This window comes from Novosphingobium meiothermophilum, from assembly GCF_003171715.1.
Taxonomy (GTDB): domain Bacteria; phylum Pseudomonadota; class Alphaproteobacteria; order Sphingomonadales; family Sphingomonadaceae; genus Novosphingobium; species Novosphingobium meiothermophilum.
The window spans coordinates 71,837-86,874 of record NZ_QGHL01000015.1 but is presented as its reverse complement, the minus strand read 5'-3'; the positions used below and the strand labels follow the sequence as shown (position 1 = coordinate 86,874).

Here is a 15,038-nt window from a genome sequence, read left to right as displayed (position 1 = left end):
GAGAATGCAATGAACCTGCTCGATCCACGCGCCCGCTTCAGCCAGCCTGATGGCGAAGGCTCCGTTCAGGTCCAGCTTGACCCTCGCGACCAGATCAAGGGCGCCAAGGTCTTTGCCGTCTATGGCAAGGGCGGCATCGGCAAGTCGACCACGTCCTCGAACCTTGCCGCGGCCTTTTCCAAGCTGGGGCACCGGGTGCTCCAGATCGGCTGCGATCCCAAGCATGATTCCACCTTCACCCTTACCAAGAAGCTGATCCCCACGGTCATCGACGTGCTGGAAGGGGTGGAGTTCCATGCCGAGGAACTGCGGCCCGAAGACTACATGTTCGAAGGCTACAACGGTGTCATGTGTGTGGAAGCCGGTGGTCCGCCCGCAGGGACCGGCTGCGGCGGCTATGTCGTGGGGCAGACGGTCAAGCTGCTCAAGCAGCATCACCTGCTCGACGATACCGATGTGGTGATCTTCGATGTGCTGGGCGATGTCGTCTGCGGCGGTTTTGCCGCCCCGCTGCAACATGCCGAACGCGCCCTTGTGGTTGCCGCCAACGATTTCGACTCGATCTTTGCGATGAACCGCATTGTTGCGGCCATTGGCGCCAAGGCGAAGAACTACAATGTCAGGCTGGCAGGGGTCATCGCCAACCGCTCTGCCGCGACAGACGAAATCGACCGGTTCAGCAATGCGATCGGCATGAAGCGCCTTGCCCACTTCCGCGACGTCGATGCCATCCGTCGCAGCCGCCTCAAGAAATGCACGCTCTTCGAAATGGAGCCTTCGCCCGAAGTGATCGCGGCGCAGCAGGAATACCTGCGCCTTGCCCAGTTGCTGTGGGACGGTGTCGATCCCGTTGAAGCCGCCCCCATGAAGGACCGCGACATCTTCGATTTTCTGGGGTTTGAATGATGGCCACGCAGTTCACCACGCCTTTCACCACGCAGGCCCCACCCACGGGATACGACCATCAGCGCGAGAAACTTGCGGCCTATTTCGACGGAACCGCGCGCAAGGCGTGGATCGATCTTACCTCGAACGCAAAGGTCAGCGGCATTCGCGCCACGGTGCGGGCCGGGCGCGATGCCATGCGCGCGCAATTGCTTGGCTGGCTGCCCGAAGACCTTCGGCGCTGCGATGTGCTTGACGCGGGCTGCGGGACGGGCAGCCTCAGCGTGGAGGCCGCGCGGCGCGGTGCGGTTGTTACGGCCATCGACGTGGCCGAAGGACTGGTCGAAATCGCCCGCGAGCGTGCCCCTTCGTTTCTGGGGCACGGCCGGATCGAATGGCGCACGGGCGATATGCTCGACACGGCGCTGGGCCGGTTCGACCATGTGGTCGCCATGGACTCGCTCATCCACTACACCCTGCCCGACATGGTGTGGGCGCTTTCCGCACTGGCGCGGCGCTGCACAGGATCGCTTGTCTTCACTTTCGCGCCCTACACCCCGCTGCTTGGTGCCATGCACACCGTGGGCAAGATCTTCCCCCGCGCCGATCGTTCGCCCGCAATCGTGCCGATTGCCGAAGACCAACTGCGCCAGGCTCTGGCCGGGCTGGATGGCTGGGAAGTCGGCCGCAGCGGCCGCATCTCCAGCGGGTTCTACACCTCGCACGGAATGGAACTGGTAAAGCGCTGATGCAGCAGAGACAGGCCTTTTCCGCAAAGTGGAGCCGGGTGGCAATGACCTGGCTGCCCTTTGCCGATGCGGCCACCAAGGAGGTGCCGCTTTCGCGCCTCCTGCGCCTGTCGCTGTTTCAGGTGACAGTGGGCATGGCCATGGTCCTGCTGAACGGCACCTTCAATCGGGTGATGATCGTCGAGCTGGGAATCCCGGCATGGCTCGTGGCGCTGATGATCGGCATACCCCTGCTCGCCGCGCCGTTCCGCGCGCTGATCGGCCATCGTTCGGACAATCACCGCTCCGTTCTGGGCTGGCGGCGCGTTCCCTACATCTGGTTCGGCACGCTGATGCAGTTCGGCGGCCTTGCCATCATGCCGTTCGCGCTGCTGCTCATGGCACGGCCAGAGCTTTTCGCGGTCGGCGTGATCGCCAGTTCGTTCGCCTTCCTTCTCGCCGGTTTCGGGATGCACACCACCCAGACCGCCGGGCTTGCCCTGACGGGCGATCTGGTTGACGAGGAACACCGTCCCCGCGCAGTTTCCCTTCTTTATCTGGCATTGCTGGCCGGCATGATGCTGGCATCGCTGGTGATCGGCAGCCTTCTTGCCGATTTCAGCCCCACCCGGCTGGTTCAGGTCATCCAGGGCGCGGCGGTTCTCACTTTCGTCCTGAACCTCGTTGCGCTGTGGAAGCAGGAAGCCCGCCAGCCCGCCATCGCTTCGCCCGAAACCCACCGCCCCGCCTTTGCCGAAGTATGGCAAGCATTTACCGCACAGCCCGTGACCATGAGGCTGCTGACCGCGGTGGGCCTTGGCGCCACTGCCTTTGCCATGCAGGATGCGCTGCTCGAACCCTATGGCGGCGAGATTCTGGGCCTTTCGGTGGGGGCAACAACCGGCCTTACGGGCGCATGGGCGCTGGGCGCGCTGGTGGCATTCGCGCTTTCCGCGCGCTGGCTTTCGCGCGGTGTGGAGGCCCTTCGCATCGCCGGATATGGCGGCGTGATCGGCATTGCCGCCTTCCTGCTGGTGATCTTTGCCGCACCGCTGGGCAGTCCGCTGGCGCTGGCGCTGGGCGCGATGCTGATCGGCACGGGTGCGGGGCTGTTTCTAGTCGGCACGCTGACAACCGCCATGGCGCTGGCCGACAGCAAGACGGCGGGTCTTGCACTGGGCGCCTGGGGCGCGGTGCAGACAACCTTTGCGGGTCTTGCCATCGCCATGGGCGGGGTGCTGCGCGATCTGCTTTCCGGCATCGCCGTGGCGCATGGCCTTGGTGATACGCTGGCCCACCGCAGCACCGGCTATGCCACGATCTACATCGTCGAAATCTTCCTGCTGCTCGCCACGCTCGTCGTGCTCGGCCCGCTGGTGGGACAGACCCCGGCTGCCGCCCGGGATGCAGGCAATGGCGCTGGCGGCAATCGCTTCGGACTTACGGAGTTTCCCACATGAGACCGGGCCACATGCAATCGGGAAGGACACCATCATGAACTACGGCAATATTGTCGGCACGATCGATGCCGCACAGATCGCGATGATCACTTTCATCGGCTTCTTCATCGCCCTTGTCTTCTGGCTGCGCCGCGAGGACCGCCGGGAAGGCTATCCGCTGGAAGACGCCATGACCGGCATCCCTGACAGCGAGGGCGGGCCGCTTTCCACCGCTGCCCCGAAAACCTTCATCCTCCCCTTCGGCAAGGGCAAGGTCTCGTTTCCCAATGGCAGCCGCGATCCCTTCGAGATCAAGGCCAAGCGCCGCGAGAACTTCGGCGGCGCGCCCTATTCGCCCATCGGCAACGTGTTCGAGGCAGGCGTCGGCCCCGGTTCCTATGCGGAGCGCGCCAAGTGGCCGGATATCGACGCGCATGGCAATCCGCGTATCGTGCCCATGGGCGCAGTGCCCGAAATCAGCGTGGCGAGCGCCAGCACCGATCCGCGCGGACTTCCGGTTTACGGGGCCGATGGGCTGAAGGCCGGGGTTGTCACCGATCTGTGGGTTGACCGGGCCGAACACATGGTCCGCTACCTCGCGGTCGATACCGGCAGCCGGACCGTGCTTGCCCCCATGCCGATGGCTGTGGTGCGCAGGAACGCGGTCATCATCAACGCGATCAATGCGGCTGATTTCGCCAACGCACCCTTCCCCGCCAATCCGGGCGAGATCACCCGCTACGAGGAAGAGCGCACCGTTGCCTACTTCGGCACCGGCTATCTCTACGCCAACGAAGACCGTCTGGAGCCATTGGTGTGACCGAATACGACCACGAGCCGATCCGCGGCCTGCCGGGCCAGCTCCCGGCAGGCGAGCACATCCTCTGGCAAGGTTCGCCCGAATGGCGCAACTTTGCCCGCAGCGCCCTGCACACCCGGTGGGTGAGTGCCTATTTCGCGGCCCTCGCGATCTATGGCCTTGCCACCGGAAAGCTGGTTGCCGCCGCTGCGGCCATTGCGGGCGGTGTGCTGACACAGGGCCTGCTGGCGCTGTTCGCGGTGCTCGTGGCACGCACGACGGTCTATACCATCACCAACCGCCGCGTCGTCCTGCGCATCGGAGTGGCGCTCAACAAGTGCATCAACCTGCCGCTTGCCTTGATCGGTTCGGCTGACCTGCGCGCCTTGCCCGCCGGATATGGCGATATTGCGCTGGTTCCGACCGGACGCCACCGGCTTGGCTATGCCATGCTCTGGCCGCACGCACGGCCGTGGCAACTGGCAAAGCCGCAGCCGATGCTGCGGGCGCTTCCCGATGCGGCCAATGTTGCGGCCATTCTCGCAAGGGCTTGTGCCGCAGTCGTGCCCAACGAGGCCGTGGCCGCTGCATTAAGGCCCGCGCCGACAGCCGCGCATGGCCTTCAGGGAGCCGCGGCATGAGCCTTGTCCACAAGCACGACGAGACCGTCCCGCGGCCCGCGCTGATGCTTGCCGGCGCCCTCGTTGCCACAACCTTGGTGCTGACCGCGCTGGTGCAGACTGGCGTGCTCAACCGCGAGGCAGTGCCTTCGGCGGAACGGGCAAGCGCCGGGATCGCCGCCGTCGAGATCCGCCACCTCACCTTCAGCGACCGGAGCGATGGCGCGGTTGTGGTTGAGGATGCCGACAGTGGGCAAACACTCGCCGTCCTAATGGGCGAGAACGATGGCGGCGGCTTCGTGCGCGGCGTGATGCGCGGCATGGCCCGCGAACGCAAGATGCGCGGGGTGGGACAGGAAGCCCCCTTCGAACTGGCCCTGTGGCAGAACGGTTCGCTATCGCTGCTTGATCCGGCTACCGGTCGTTCGGTGGAACTGGGATCGTTCGGACCAGACAACCGTGCGGCCTTCATGCAGTTTCTGAAAACCCCGGCCAAAGGTGCAGGTGCATGATGGCCCGCCACGCCTTTGACGTTCCCTGCCGGATCGCGGTGGAGCAGAGCGAGGCGCACTTTCATGCGCATGTCGAACTGGAAGGCGACCTTCCCGTCCATCCCGGCGATCGCGTGTTCGTTCACGGCGATCCCATTCGCGTTGCCTTTGGCCAGAGCGCGGTGATCGAACGCATGGCAACCGTGGTGCGCGCAGGCCCCCTGCTGCGCGGCTGGACCCGGCTGATCGCCTATCTCGGCCTGACCGAACTCTATGAAGTCAGCTTCAATCCTGGGAGCCTGAAATGAACGCGCACACCGCAATTGCGGCCCACCCTGAGCTTGACGCCATGATGGCCGAAAAGCCCGACGTCCATGAGATGGTCAAGCACGAGACCGTGCTCAGCCCGCGCTTCTACACGACCGATTTTGCCGCGCTCGATTCCATCGATGTCTCGCCGGTGCGCAAGGAGTGGGACGAGCTGATGGCCGAAATGGTCAGCGATCCCAACAAGAAGCATTTCAAGCGCGAGGGCAGCTTTGCCGGGATCATCGAAGGTCTGGAGCCGGCCCTGCGTGCCGAGTTCATCGATTTTCTGGTCAGTTCGCTCACGTCCGAGTTTTCCGGCTGCATCCTCTATGCCGAAATGGCCCGGCGCACCAAGAACCCCGACATGAAGCTGCTGTTCAAGCTGCTCGCGCGCGATGAAAGCCGCCACGCCGGCTTCATCAACGAAGCGCTCAAGGATGCGGGCATCGGGATTGATCTGGGCTTTCTGACCAAGGCCAAGAAATACCACTACTTCAAGCCGAAGTTCATTTTCTACTCGGTCTATCTGTCCGAAAAGATCGGCTATGCCCGCTATATCGCGATCTATCGCCAGCTTGCGGCCAATCCGCACCTGCGCTTCCACCCGATCTTCCAGTGGTTCGAAAGCTGGTGCAACGACGAGTTCCGGCACGGTGAAGCCTTTGCGCTGCTCCTGCGTGCCGATCCCAAACTGTTGCGGGGCATGAACAAGCTGTGGGTCCGCTTCTTCCTGCTGGCGGTCTATTCCACGATGTATGTGCGCGATCATGCCCGGCCGGTGTTCCATCAGGCCCTTGGCCTTGATCCCAAGACCTACGACTACAACGTGTTCTCGATCTGCACCCAGATCAGTCGGCAGGTGTTCCCGGTCGAGCTGGATACCGACGATCCGCGCTTCCGCCGGGCGATGGACCGCCTGCTTGCCGCAAGCCGCAGGATCGAGGAAGGCAAGCGCCGGGGCGGCATTTCCGGTCTGATGCTGCGTGCTTCGGGCGCAGCAGGGGCTGCCTTCAACTTTGCCAGAATGTATCTGCTGCGTCCGCGCGCCAACGAACTGCCCAGCACGGTCAGGCTTCAGCCCGCATGGTAAGCTGGACCGGCCATATCCTGCCGGTGGTGGCAACGATCGCGGTGTGGTTTCTCGCCACCGGGCTGATCGCCTGGGCCGACAACCGCGAACGGCGCACCTTTCCCTTCAGCCTGATCCTTGCCGGAATTGCAGGCGTCGGCGGGCTGGTGATCGTGGGCTGGTCAATGCACCAGCCGACGCTCGCCGGTGTCTATGCCTCATTTGCCGGGGCCATCCTGATCTGGTCATGGCATGAAATCAGCTTCCTTACGGGCGCCGTTACCGGGCCGCGCCGGGAAGCCTGCCCGCCGGATGCGCGTGGGCTGGAGCGCTTCGTCCATGCTGTTTCCGCCGTGGCCTGGCATGAACTGGCCCTCGCGCTGAGCGCGCTTGGCCTCATCTCGCTAAGCTGGGATGCGCCAAACCAGATCGGCGCAATGACCTTCACCCTGCTGCTGGCCATGCGGCTGAGCACAAAGCTGGTGATCTTTTTCGGCGTGCCCAATCTCAGCACCGAGATCTTTCCGCCCCACATGGCCTATCTCAAGACCTATTTCGGCCCCCGCCGCATGGGTCCGGAACTGGTTCTGGCGATTGCGGCCACCTGCGCGCTGGCAATCTGGCTTGGATTGACCGCGCTCAATGCGCCCGATGGCAGCGCCAGTGCAGCAGGGGCCAGCCTGCTCTTCGCGCTGGCGGCGCTGGGCGCACTTGAACACCTGTTTCTTGCCCTGCCGATCCGCGACGGGGCGCTGTGGGGCTGGGCGCTTCCTTCGCGCCGCGCGACAACCCGCATCTGACACGTTTCACACCAAGAGGACCGACGACATGGATTACGAAGCCTACTTCCAGGGGGAACTGGACGCGGTCCGGGACGAGGGACGCTATCGGATCTTCACCGAAATCGAACGCCGCTGCGGCAATTTCCCGCATGCGACGCGCTATGTCGATGACCGCACCGAACAGGTCACGGTCTGGTGCTCGAACGACTACCTGGGCATGGGGCAGCATCCCGCGGTGCTGGATGCGATGCACAAGGTGCTGGATGAATGCGGCGCCGGTGCCGGCGGCACGCGCAACATCTCCGGCACCAACCATCATCATGTCCTGCTGGAGCGGGAACTGGCGGATCTGCACGGCAAGGAAGCAGCGCTCCTGTTCACCAGCGGTTACGTATCGAACTGGGCGGGTCTTGGCACACTGGCGGCGAAGATTCCCGGCTGCGTGGTCTTCTCCGACGCCCTGAACCACGCATCGATGATCGAAGGCATTCGCCATTCGCGCGCCACCTGCCGGGTGTGGCGACACAACGATGTCGAGCACCTCGACCAGCTCCTTTCCGAATACGGACCCGAAGTGCCCAAGCTCGTGGCCTTCGAGAGCGTTTATTCCATGGACGGCGATATCGGCCCGATCGCCCAGATCCTCGACGTGTGTGAAAAGCACGGCGCGATGAGCTACATCGACGAGGTCCATGCGGTTGGCCTTTATGGCCCGCGCGGTGGCGGGGTGGCCGAACGCGAGGGCCTGATGGACCGCATCACGGTGATCGAAGGCACGCTGGGCAAGGCGTTCGGGGTCATGGGCGGCTACATCGCGGCATCGGCTGCACTGTGTGATTTCGTGCGCACCTTTGCCAGCGGCTTCATCTTCACCACTGCACTGCCCCCGGCGCTTGCCGCCGGTGCCACGGCCAGCATCCGCCATCTCAAGAGCAGCGAAATCGAACGCGCCCGCCACAAGGAGCGCGTGGCCACGGTTCGGCGCCGCCTTGATGCCATCGGCATTCCGCACCTGCCCAATCCCAGCCACATCATCCCGGTGATGGTGGGCGATCCGCACAAGTGCAAACGCATCAGCGACTGGCTGATGGACAACCACGGTATCTATGTGCAGCCGATCAACTATCCCACGGTTCCGCGCGGAACCGAACGGCTGCGCATCACGCCCTCGCCCGTTCACACCGATGGCGATGTCGACAAGCTGATCGAAGCGCTGAGCGATATCTGGTCGCAATGCGAACTGGCGCGCCGCGCAGTCGCCGCCTGATTACCGGCGTTCACCAATAGGGGCGCAGGATCGGCTGATCCTGCGCTCCATTGCTTCTGTTTGCGAACCCGAAAGGCTGCTCCGCTTCAGTTGGGAGCCTTGAGATATTCGATCACGTCGGCGCGATCCTGCGCCTTCGGAAGGCCGGCAAATGCCATCTTGGTGCCCGGAACCACACGCGCGGGCTTTTCCAGATACTGGAACAGCTTTTCCGGGGTCCAGGTGATGCCACTGTTCTTGTTGGCGGCTGAATAGCTGTAACCGGCAATGGACCCGGCGGCCCGACCGACGACACCGGCAAGCGAAGGACCGACCATGTTCTTGCCCGCCTCGACCGAATGGCACGCCTTGCACTGCGCGAAGATGGTCTTGCCGTGGGCCGCATCGGGCTTGAGCGAGGCAAGGGTGGTGCCATCAAGCGTATCGGTGGAGTCCGCCGTCGGCGCAGCAGCGCTGGTGGCAGCAGCCGGTGCCGCTTCGGCCGGGGGAGCGGCCGCTTGCGTGGTTTCGGCGGCAGCCGGTGCTTCAGCAGCCTTGTCCGCGCTTCCGCCGCCGCACGATGCGAGGAGCAGGGTAGCAGTCGTCAGCGCAATATATTGAAAAGATTGCCTCATTTGCATCCACCCTTCATCCGAAATGATGCACGTTCACAACAAACGGCGCAGAAGTAAACCATGAGCGGGCAAGTCCCGCAACACGGCATTTCGGGTTGAACATGCAATGAAACGCAAGGTTCCCATCAACGCACGATTATGCGGCAGAACGTGGCAAAATGTCAGACGAGCCGATTTCGGTGGCAAGGCTTGCCGCAAGCGTGGCTGCTACTTGGCAGCGCGCGCGCTTCTTTCCCTTGCCGTCTTCATCCGTTCGATCAACGGCACGAAAGGAAAGAGCCACTGCTCGCGAATGGACAGGCGCCGCCTGTCATCCTGCCCCACGATCGATGCCTCACCCTCCTTGTAGGTGCCGAAAATGCGGTCAAGCAGAATCAGGGAGTTGCCGTAATTGCAGCGCGTATCTTCATAGGGGACCGAATGGTGCAGGCTGTGGTGCCGGATGGTCGTGAATATCAACGAATAGAACAGCGGCGGATCGGACCGGACATTGGCATGGGCAAATGTCGAGACAACGCCAAGCACACTGTATCCGGCAAGAACGGCCGACTGCTGAAAATCAAAGAGAACGACAACGCTGAGGCTGATGAGCCAAAGTTCGATAGGGTTGCCCACCGCGCCTTTCATCGCGTTGAGCTGGGTGATGTGATGGTGCGGCGCATGCGTCAGCCAGAAGGGCGTGGAGTTGTGCATGAGCCGATGCATCCAGTATTGCCCGAACTCGATGAGGAACACGACGAAGGCAACCTGAAGCAGCCAAGGCATTTCGCCTGCCCATGGCGTTGCAAGGCCAAGCGCTTCCTTGGCCGATTCCAGTGGCCGTTCCGCGAAAAAGTTGGTCGCCTTGGATATGATCGTGGCGTTCAGCACGACATAGAACAAGTCGGTGAAAAACTCGCGCCGGGTCATCCGCCAGCCGGGATGACGCTCAAACGGGATTTCAAGCAGCAGGATCGTGAAGGTGATTGCAGTGCTCACGCCGATGACGACCCAGGTGCTTTTCACCCACGCTTCAGGTGCGAAGGCCCAGAACGTCACGACAAGAGCAAGCATGGCCGGAGGCAGGAGATCAACCGCCAGCCTCGCCGCGCCGGATCGCATCGTATCACTCTGCATGTGCCGATTACCCTGTCCTGCCTCAGGGATGCACGCTAAGCGCGGGCGGCCGCAGCATAGCATACGCCGATTGGCGTAACCAGTCGCCCGCACCCGCAATTGACGCCTTCCGGACGCCACGGCACATCGTTTTCACGGAGCGCGGCTTCATTGGCTGCCAAGTATTACCATACGCAAAAAGCGTAATACGCCGCCCGCCTGATTTCCCCCATGGTGCAGCCCGCCAGGAAAGCAAAAGGGGAATCACTCGTGCTCAGGCTGATCCGCAGGACCGGAAAGACATTGTTGATGGCAGCAACGCTGGCGGTGGCATCATGCGCGCCATCGGCCGATGCGCCCGCGCCCAAGCGCACCGAGTTCAGCATCGGCTGGTCGATCTATGCCGGGTGGATGCCCTGGCCCTATGCCCAACAGGCAGGCATCGTGAAGAAGTGGGCCGACAAATATGGCCTCAAGATCAGCGTGGTTCAGGTCAACGACTACGTGGAGTCGGTCAACCAGTTCACCGCTGGCAAGTTCGACGGCGTGACCGTGGCGAACATGGATGCGCTGACGATCCCCGCCGCAGGCGGCAAGGATACGAGCGCGATCATCGTCGGCGACTATTCGAACGGCAACGACGGCGTCCTGCTGAAAGGCGGCACCACGGTCGCCGCGCTTAAGGGCCAGCCCATCAACCTCGTGGAACTTTCAGTCTCGCATTATTTGCTGGCTCGTGCGCTGGGTTCGGCGGGCATGTCGCTGACAGACGTGCGCACGATCAACACGGCCGATGCCGATATCGTGGGCGCCTTTGCCAGCCGCGATGCGAAGGCGGCTGTCGCGTGGAACCCCCAGCTTTCCGTGATGCGCAGCCAGCCCGGCGTCACGCAGGTGTTCAGTTCAGCCGACATACCGGGCGAAATCCTCGATCTGCTGGTGGTCGATACGGCCACGCTCAAGGCCAATCCCGATCTGGGCAAGGCGCTGGCCGGTATCTGGTATGAAACCGTCGGCCTGATGGTGCGAGACGACGCACAGGGCAAGGAAGCCCGCGCCGCAATGGCAAAACTGGCCGGGACCACGCCCGAAATCTTCGAAAGCCAGCTCAAGACGACCCGGCTCTATGTCGATCCCAAGGAAGCCGTCGCCGCGACAACCTCGCCCGATCTGGTCTCGACCATGACGAAGGTGCGCGATTTCAGCTTCTCTAAGGGATTGTTTCAGGGCGCGACCTCGGCAGACGCGGTGGGCATCGCCTTTCCGGGCGGCGTAACTCTGGGTGATCCCGCGCGTGTCACGCTGCGCTTTGACGACAGCTTCATGCGACTTGCTGCTGACGGAAAGCTCTGAGGCGCGTGACACTGACGATGACGACGCTTCGGCCTGACCGGGAGAATCCGACATGCGCTGGGTAAACCGACAGATCGGACGCAGACAGGGTTTCGTGCTGGGCGCGCTGCCGATCGCGCTGCTGGCCCTCGTCTATGTGGTGCTTTCCGCGCAGCGCCATGCCCTGAACCCTTCGGACAAGATCCTGCCCCTGCCCAGCGGCATGGCTTCAGCGCTGTGGGGCATGATGCAGCAGCCCGATGCCCTGACCGGAAAGCTGGTGTTCTGGGCCGATACGCTGGCCAGCCTGCAAAGGCTTGGCCTGGGTCTGGGCATCGCCACGCTGATGGCACTGCTGGTCGGGCTTGTGCTGGGCGTCCTTCCCCCCTTGCGCGCCACGCTTGGCCCGCTGGTCACGGGTATTGCGGTGATCCCGCCCATCGCCCTGCTGCCCATCCTGTTCATCGCGCTTGGCCTTGGCGAGACGGCGAAAGTCGCGCTGATCGTGATCGGCATCGCGCCGGTGATGATCCGCGACATTGCCGGGCATGTGGCAGCGCTCCCGCGCGAGCAGATCGTCAAGGCGCAGACGCTTGGCGCGGGAAGCTGGCAGATCATGCTGCGTGTTGCCCTGCCCCAGGCCATGCCCCGTCTGCTGGTGGCGCTGCGCCTTGCGCTCGGCCCGGCGTGGGTGTTCCTTATTTCGGCCGAGGCGATCGCATCGGATGTGGGGCTTGGCTACCGCATCTTCCTCGTCCGGCGCTATCTCTCGATGGATGTCATCATCCCCTACGTGGCCTGGATCGCGCTCCTGGCCATTGCGATGGACTATGCCGCCACGCGCATCAGCCGCGCCGCCTTCCCCTGGGCGCACCCTTCGGCATCGGGAGCAGGCCATTGAGTGCGATGCTGACTCTTCGCGACGTGTGGGTCGAATATGGCGACCGCATCATCCTTGAGCGTGTCGACCTCGACGTTACGGCAGGCTCGTTCGTTTCGATTGTCGGGCCATCGGGCGCAGGCAAGAGCACCCTGCTGCGGGTGATCCTTGGTCAGGAGCAGGCAACGCGCGGCAGCATCATGCTCGACGGGGCGCCCCTGCCGCCCGAATGCGGCCCCGATCGCGGCGTGGTGTTCCAGCGCTACTCGGTGTTTCCGCACCTGACCGTGCTTGGCAATGTGGTGTTCGGGCTGGAATGTGCCGAAGCGCCGCTGTTTGCCCGCCTTTTCGGATCGCGGCGCAAGGCTGCCGAAGCGCAGGCCGCCGAAATGCTTGCAGCCGTGGGGCTGGGCGACAGCCTGCACCTTTATCCGGCGCAGATGTCGGGCGGGATGCAGCAGCGGCTGGCCATTGCCCAGGCGCTTATCAAGCGACCGCGCATCCTCCTGCTTGATGAACCGTTCGGCGCGCTCGATCCGGGCATCCGCGCCGACATGCACGCGCTGATTACAAGGCTGTGGCAGCAGTATGACCTGACCGTCATCATGGTCACGCACGATATTCGCGAGGCTTTCTCGCTGGGAACGCGCGTCCTCGCGCTCGACAAGCGCCGCCATGATCCGCACGCGCCGCACCGTTTCGGCGCAACGGCGGTCTATGACCTGCCACTGGACAAGAAGAAGGCATCGTCGGAAAGCCCCGCCGCCCAAGCCGGAGCCGCAGCATGAGCGCGCGCCCGCTTGCCCGGATGAGCATGAGCCTGCCGGCCAGCCTGTTCCGCCAGCTCGACATGATGGTCGAGGAGCGCAAGCTGCCCTCGCGTTCGCAGCTGATTGCCGAACTGATCCGCCACGCCCTTGCCAAGCACGAAGCCTATACCCGGCCGGAAGAGATGCTCGCAGGCACGATCACCGTTGTCTATCGCGGCGATCGCGGCCGGGTGCGGCACCAGCTTGCCCAGACCCAGAGCGATTACCTCAAGGAGGTCATCACTACCCAGCACGTCTTCCTGCAGGATGACCAGTCGCTGGAAGTCCTGCTGGTGCAGGGGCCTGCCGTGCGTCTCAAGGCACTGGCGGATGCGCTGCGCCGCGTGCGCGGTGTCCAGCAGCTTGAACTCGTCACAACCACCGCGCTGCTTCCGCCGCTCTACGAGCAGGATGCAGCCGAAGATGCAGACAATGGAGCGGCGCAATGACCGAAACTCTCGCAAATCCGATGGCCGCGCGCGATCATGCTCGCAGCATGGCGGGAACCGTGGTGGAATCCATGCCGGTCCTGCCACCGGTTGCTGATGACCTGCCCGAAGGCATCCCGGCCGGTGATCTGGTGTGGGAGGAAACGATCGCGCCGGGCGGCTATGCCACGCGGCGGCTGGCACGAGGCGCGCGCCTGCGGCTGATCGATGCGAAGGGCGATGCCTGCGCGGGGCTTCAGATCTTCAATGCCGAAATGCCGACCGAACGGCTCAACGTGGCCGATACGGTAAAGGTTCAGTGGAACGCCTACCTTGAGGCGGGCAAGCTGCTCCTGTCCGACATGGGCCGCGTGCTGATGAGCATCGAGGCCGACAGTGCGGGCACGCACGACTGTTTCTGCGGCACCTCCAACGCGGCAACCAACCTTGCGAAGTATGGCGAAGGGCGCAACAGCGGCGCCTATCCCAATGGGCGGGACCGGTTCCTGCTGGGCGCGGCCAAGCACGGGCTTGGACGGCGCGACGTGCACCCCTGCATCAACCTTTTCAAGGGCACCAGAATCGAAACCGATGGCACGATAACGCCCTTGATCGGCCCCTTTGCACCGGCGCGCGAGGTGCTGCTGCGTGCAGAGATGGACGTGATCGTGGTGATCGCCAACTGCCCGCACGTGCTTGACCCAAGGCCGGAATACTCCGTCACGCCGCTGCGCGTCACCGCATGGCGCGGCAAGGTGACGGCCGAAGACGACCCCATCCGCAACGCGACGCCGGAGGGCCAGCGCGCCTTCATCAACGTCGAAGACTATTTCCGCCGCTGAAACAAGGATGCAAGCGATGAGCGATCCCCACCTCTCCGGCCTTTCGGGCATGATCGTCCACGACGAGATCGTGCCCGCCCGCGCGCCCTGGCTGCATCATGTGGCCAAGGGGCAGACCCTGCGCATCGTCGATCTTGAAGGCAATCAGGCGGTAGATTTCCTCATCTACAGCGCTGCCGACGATGCCGAACGCTACAGCGCGCAGGATACCGTGGCCGCGCAGGGCAACCTGTTTCTGCGCACAGGCACCACGCTGATGTCCAACGAAGGCCGTCCGATGATGACGATTGCCGCATCGGCGGTGGAGTATCACGATACCATCGGCGGCGCATGTTCGTGTGAATCCAATACCTTGCGCTATGGTCATCACACCAAGGCGCAACATGCCTGCGTGGAAAACTTCCTTGAGGCAAACCTGCTGGAAGGGCGCGGCAAGCGCGACATCGTCTCGAACATCAACTTCTTCATGAACGTGCCGGTGGAAGCCGACGGCACGCTGGGCATTGTCGACGGCATTTCCGCGCCGGGCCTGACGGTGGATCTGCGCGCCGAGATGGACGTGATCGTGGTCGTTTCCAACTGTCCCCAGATCAACAATCCCTGCAACGCCTTCAATCCCACCCCCGTTCGCATGATCGTGGCCGCATGA

At 63.5% G+C, this 15,038-nt stretch carries 18 protein-coding genes; 16 read left to right on the top strand and 2 right to left on the bottom strand.

The window, feature by feature from the left end:
- Positions 1-9 precede the first annotated feature (9 nt).
- From bchL to hemA, 10 genes are read left to right on the top strand one after another with little or no spacing between them, the layout of a single operon-like run.
- Complete coding sequence (gene bchL / locus DKM43_RS13475; RefSeq protein WP_109799019.1) at positions 10-906, top strand: ferredoxin:protochlorophyllide reductase (ATP-dependent) iron-sulfur ATP-binding protein; 897 nt, start codon at positions 10-12, stop codon at positions 904-906.
- Positions 903-1,634 carry a magnesium protoporphyrin IX methyltransferase gene (gene bchM / locus DKM43_RS13470; protein ID WP_407938501.1) on the top strand — a complete coding sequence of 244 codons (732 nt, stop codon included), beginning with the start codon at positions 903-905 and terminating at the stop codon, positions 1,632-1,634. Before bchL ends, bchM begins: the two co-directional genes overlap by 4 nt.
- On the top strand, positions 1,634-3,073 hold the full coding sequence (locus DKM43_RS13465) for a BCD family MFS transporter (RefSeq protein ID WP_109799017.1): 1,440 nt from the start codon (positions 1,634-1,636) through the stop codon (positions 3,071-3,073). Before bchM ends, DKM43_RS13465 begins: the two co-directional genes overlap by 1 nt.
- Positions 3,074-3,107: 34 nt before the next feature.
- Positions 3,108-3,872: a photosynthetic reaction center subunit H gene (puhA, locus tag DKM43_RS13460; RefSeq protein WP_109799016.1), complete on the top strand. Its 765-nt coding sequence runs from the start codon at positions 3,108-3,110 to the stop codon at positions 3,870-3,872.
- Positions 3,869-4,492, top strand: a complete 624-nt coding sequence (gene puhB, locus DKM43_RS13455) for a photosynthetic complex putative assembly protein PuhB (protein WP_109799015.1) — start codon at positions 3,869-3,871, stop codon at positions 4,490-4,492. The genes puhA and puhB overlap by 4 nt, the downstream gene beginning before the upstream one ends.
- Positions 4,489-4,983 (top strand): photosynthetic complex assembly protein PuhC, encoded by a 495-nt coding sequence (puhC, locus tag DKM43_RS13450; protein WP_109799014.1) that lies wholly within the window; start codon positions 4,489-4,491, stop codon positions 4,981-4,983. The genes puhB and puhC overlap by 4 nt, the downstream gene beginning before the upstream one ends.
- Positions 4,980-5,270, top strand: a complete 291-nt coding sequence (locus tag DKM43_RS13445; protein ID WP_109799013.1) for a hypothetical protein — start codon at positions 4,980-4,982, stop codon at positions 5,268-5,270. The genes puhC and DKM43_RS13445 overlap by 4 nt, the downstream gene beginning before the upstream one ends.
- Positions 5,271-5,311: 41 nt before the next feature.
- Entirely contained in the window at positions 5,312-6,361 is a 1,050-nt protein-coding gene (gene acsF / locus DKM43_RS13440; protein ID WP_236632590.1) for a magnesium-protoporphyrin IX monomethyl ester (oxidative) cyclase, read from the top strand.
- Entirely contained in the window at positions 6,355-7,140 is a 786-nt protein-coding gene (puhE, locus tag DKM43_RS13435) for a putative photosynthetic complex assembly protein PuhE (protein WP_109799011.1), read from the top strand. Before acsF ends, puhE begins: the two co-directional genes overlap by 7 nt.
- Positions 7,141-7,168: 28 nt before the next feature.
- Positions 7,169-8,389, top strand: a complete 1,221-nt coding sequence (gene hemA, locus DKM43_RS13430) for a 5-aminolevulinate synthase (protein ID WP_109799010.1) — start codon at positions 7,169-7,171, stop codon at positions 8,387-8,389.
- An 86-nt stretch (positions 8,390-8,475) separates the two neighbouring features.
- On the opposite strand, the gene DKM43_RS13425 is transcribed toward hemA, so the two are convergent.
- Together DKM43_RS13425 and DKM43_RS13420 are read right to left on the bottom strand one after the other, a co-directional pair.
- On the bottom strand, positions 8,476-9,003 hold the full coding sequence (locus tag DKM43_RS13425) for a c-type cytochrome (RefSeq protein WP_109799009.1): 528 nt from the start codon (positions 9,001-9,003) through the stop codon (positions 8,476-8,478).
- Positions 9,004-9,210: 207 nt separating this feature from the next.
- Positions 9,211-10,119 (bottom strand): sterol desaturase family protein, encoded by a 909-nt coding sequence (locus DKM43_RS13420; RefSeq protein WP_236632587.1) that lies wholly within the window; start codon positions 10,117-10,119, stop codon positions 9,211-9,213.
- A 249-nt stretch (positions 10,120-10,368) separates the two neighbouring features.
- Here DKM43_RS13420 and DKM43_RS13415 point away from each other — a divergent pair, with 249 nt between their 5' ends.
- The 6 genes from DKM43_RS13415 to DKM43_RS13390 are packed head-to-tail and all read left to right on the top strand — an operon-like array spanning position 10,369 to position 15,038.
- Positions 10,369-11,451 (top strand): putative urea ABC transporter substrate-binding protein, encoded by a 1,083-nt coding sequence (locus DKM43_RS13415; protein WP_109799061.1) that lies wholly within the window; start codon positions 10,369-10,371, stop codon positions 11,449-11,451.
- A gap of 52 nt (positions 11,452-11,503) precedes the next feature.
- A complete protein-coding gene (locus DKM43_RS13410; RefSeq protein ID WP_109799007.1) occupies positions 11,504-12,331 on the top strand; it encodes an ABC transporter permease in 828 nt (275 codons plus the stop codon).
- Positions 12,328-13,098, top strand: coding sequence for an ABC transporter ATP-binding protein (locus DKM43_RS13405; protein WP_109799006.1), 771 nt, complete (start codon positions 12,328-12,330; stop codon positions 13,096-13,098). Before DKM43_RS13410 ends, DKM43_RS13405 begins: the two co-directional genes overlap by 4 nt.
- On the top strand, positions 13,095-13,568 hold the full coding sequence (locus DKM43_RS13400) for a CopG family ribbon-helix-helix protein (RefSeq protein ID WP_407938500.1): 474 nt from the start codon (positions 13,095-13,097) through the stop codon (positions 13,566-13,568). The genes DKM43_RS13405 and DKM43_RS13400 overlap by 4 nt, the downstream gene beginning before the upstream one ends.
- Positions 13,565-14,389, top strand: coding sequence for an urea amidolyase associated protein UAAP1 (locus DKM43_RS13395; protein WP_109799005.1), 825 nt, complete (start codon positions 13,565-13,567; stop codon positions 14,387-14,389). Before DKM43_RS13400 ends, DKM43_RS13395 begins: the two co-directional genes overlap by 4 nt.
- A 16-nt stretch (positions 14,390-14,405) precedes the next feature.
- Positions 14,406-15,038, top strand: a complete 633-nt coding sequence (locus DKM43_RS13390) for an urea amidolyase associated protein UAAP2 (protein WP_109799004.1) — start codon at positions 14,406-14,408, stop codon at positions 15,036-15,038.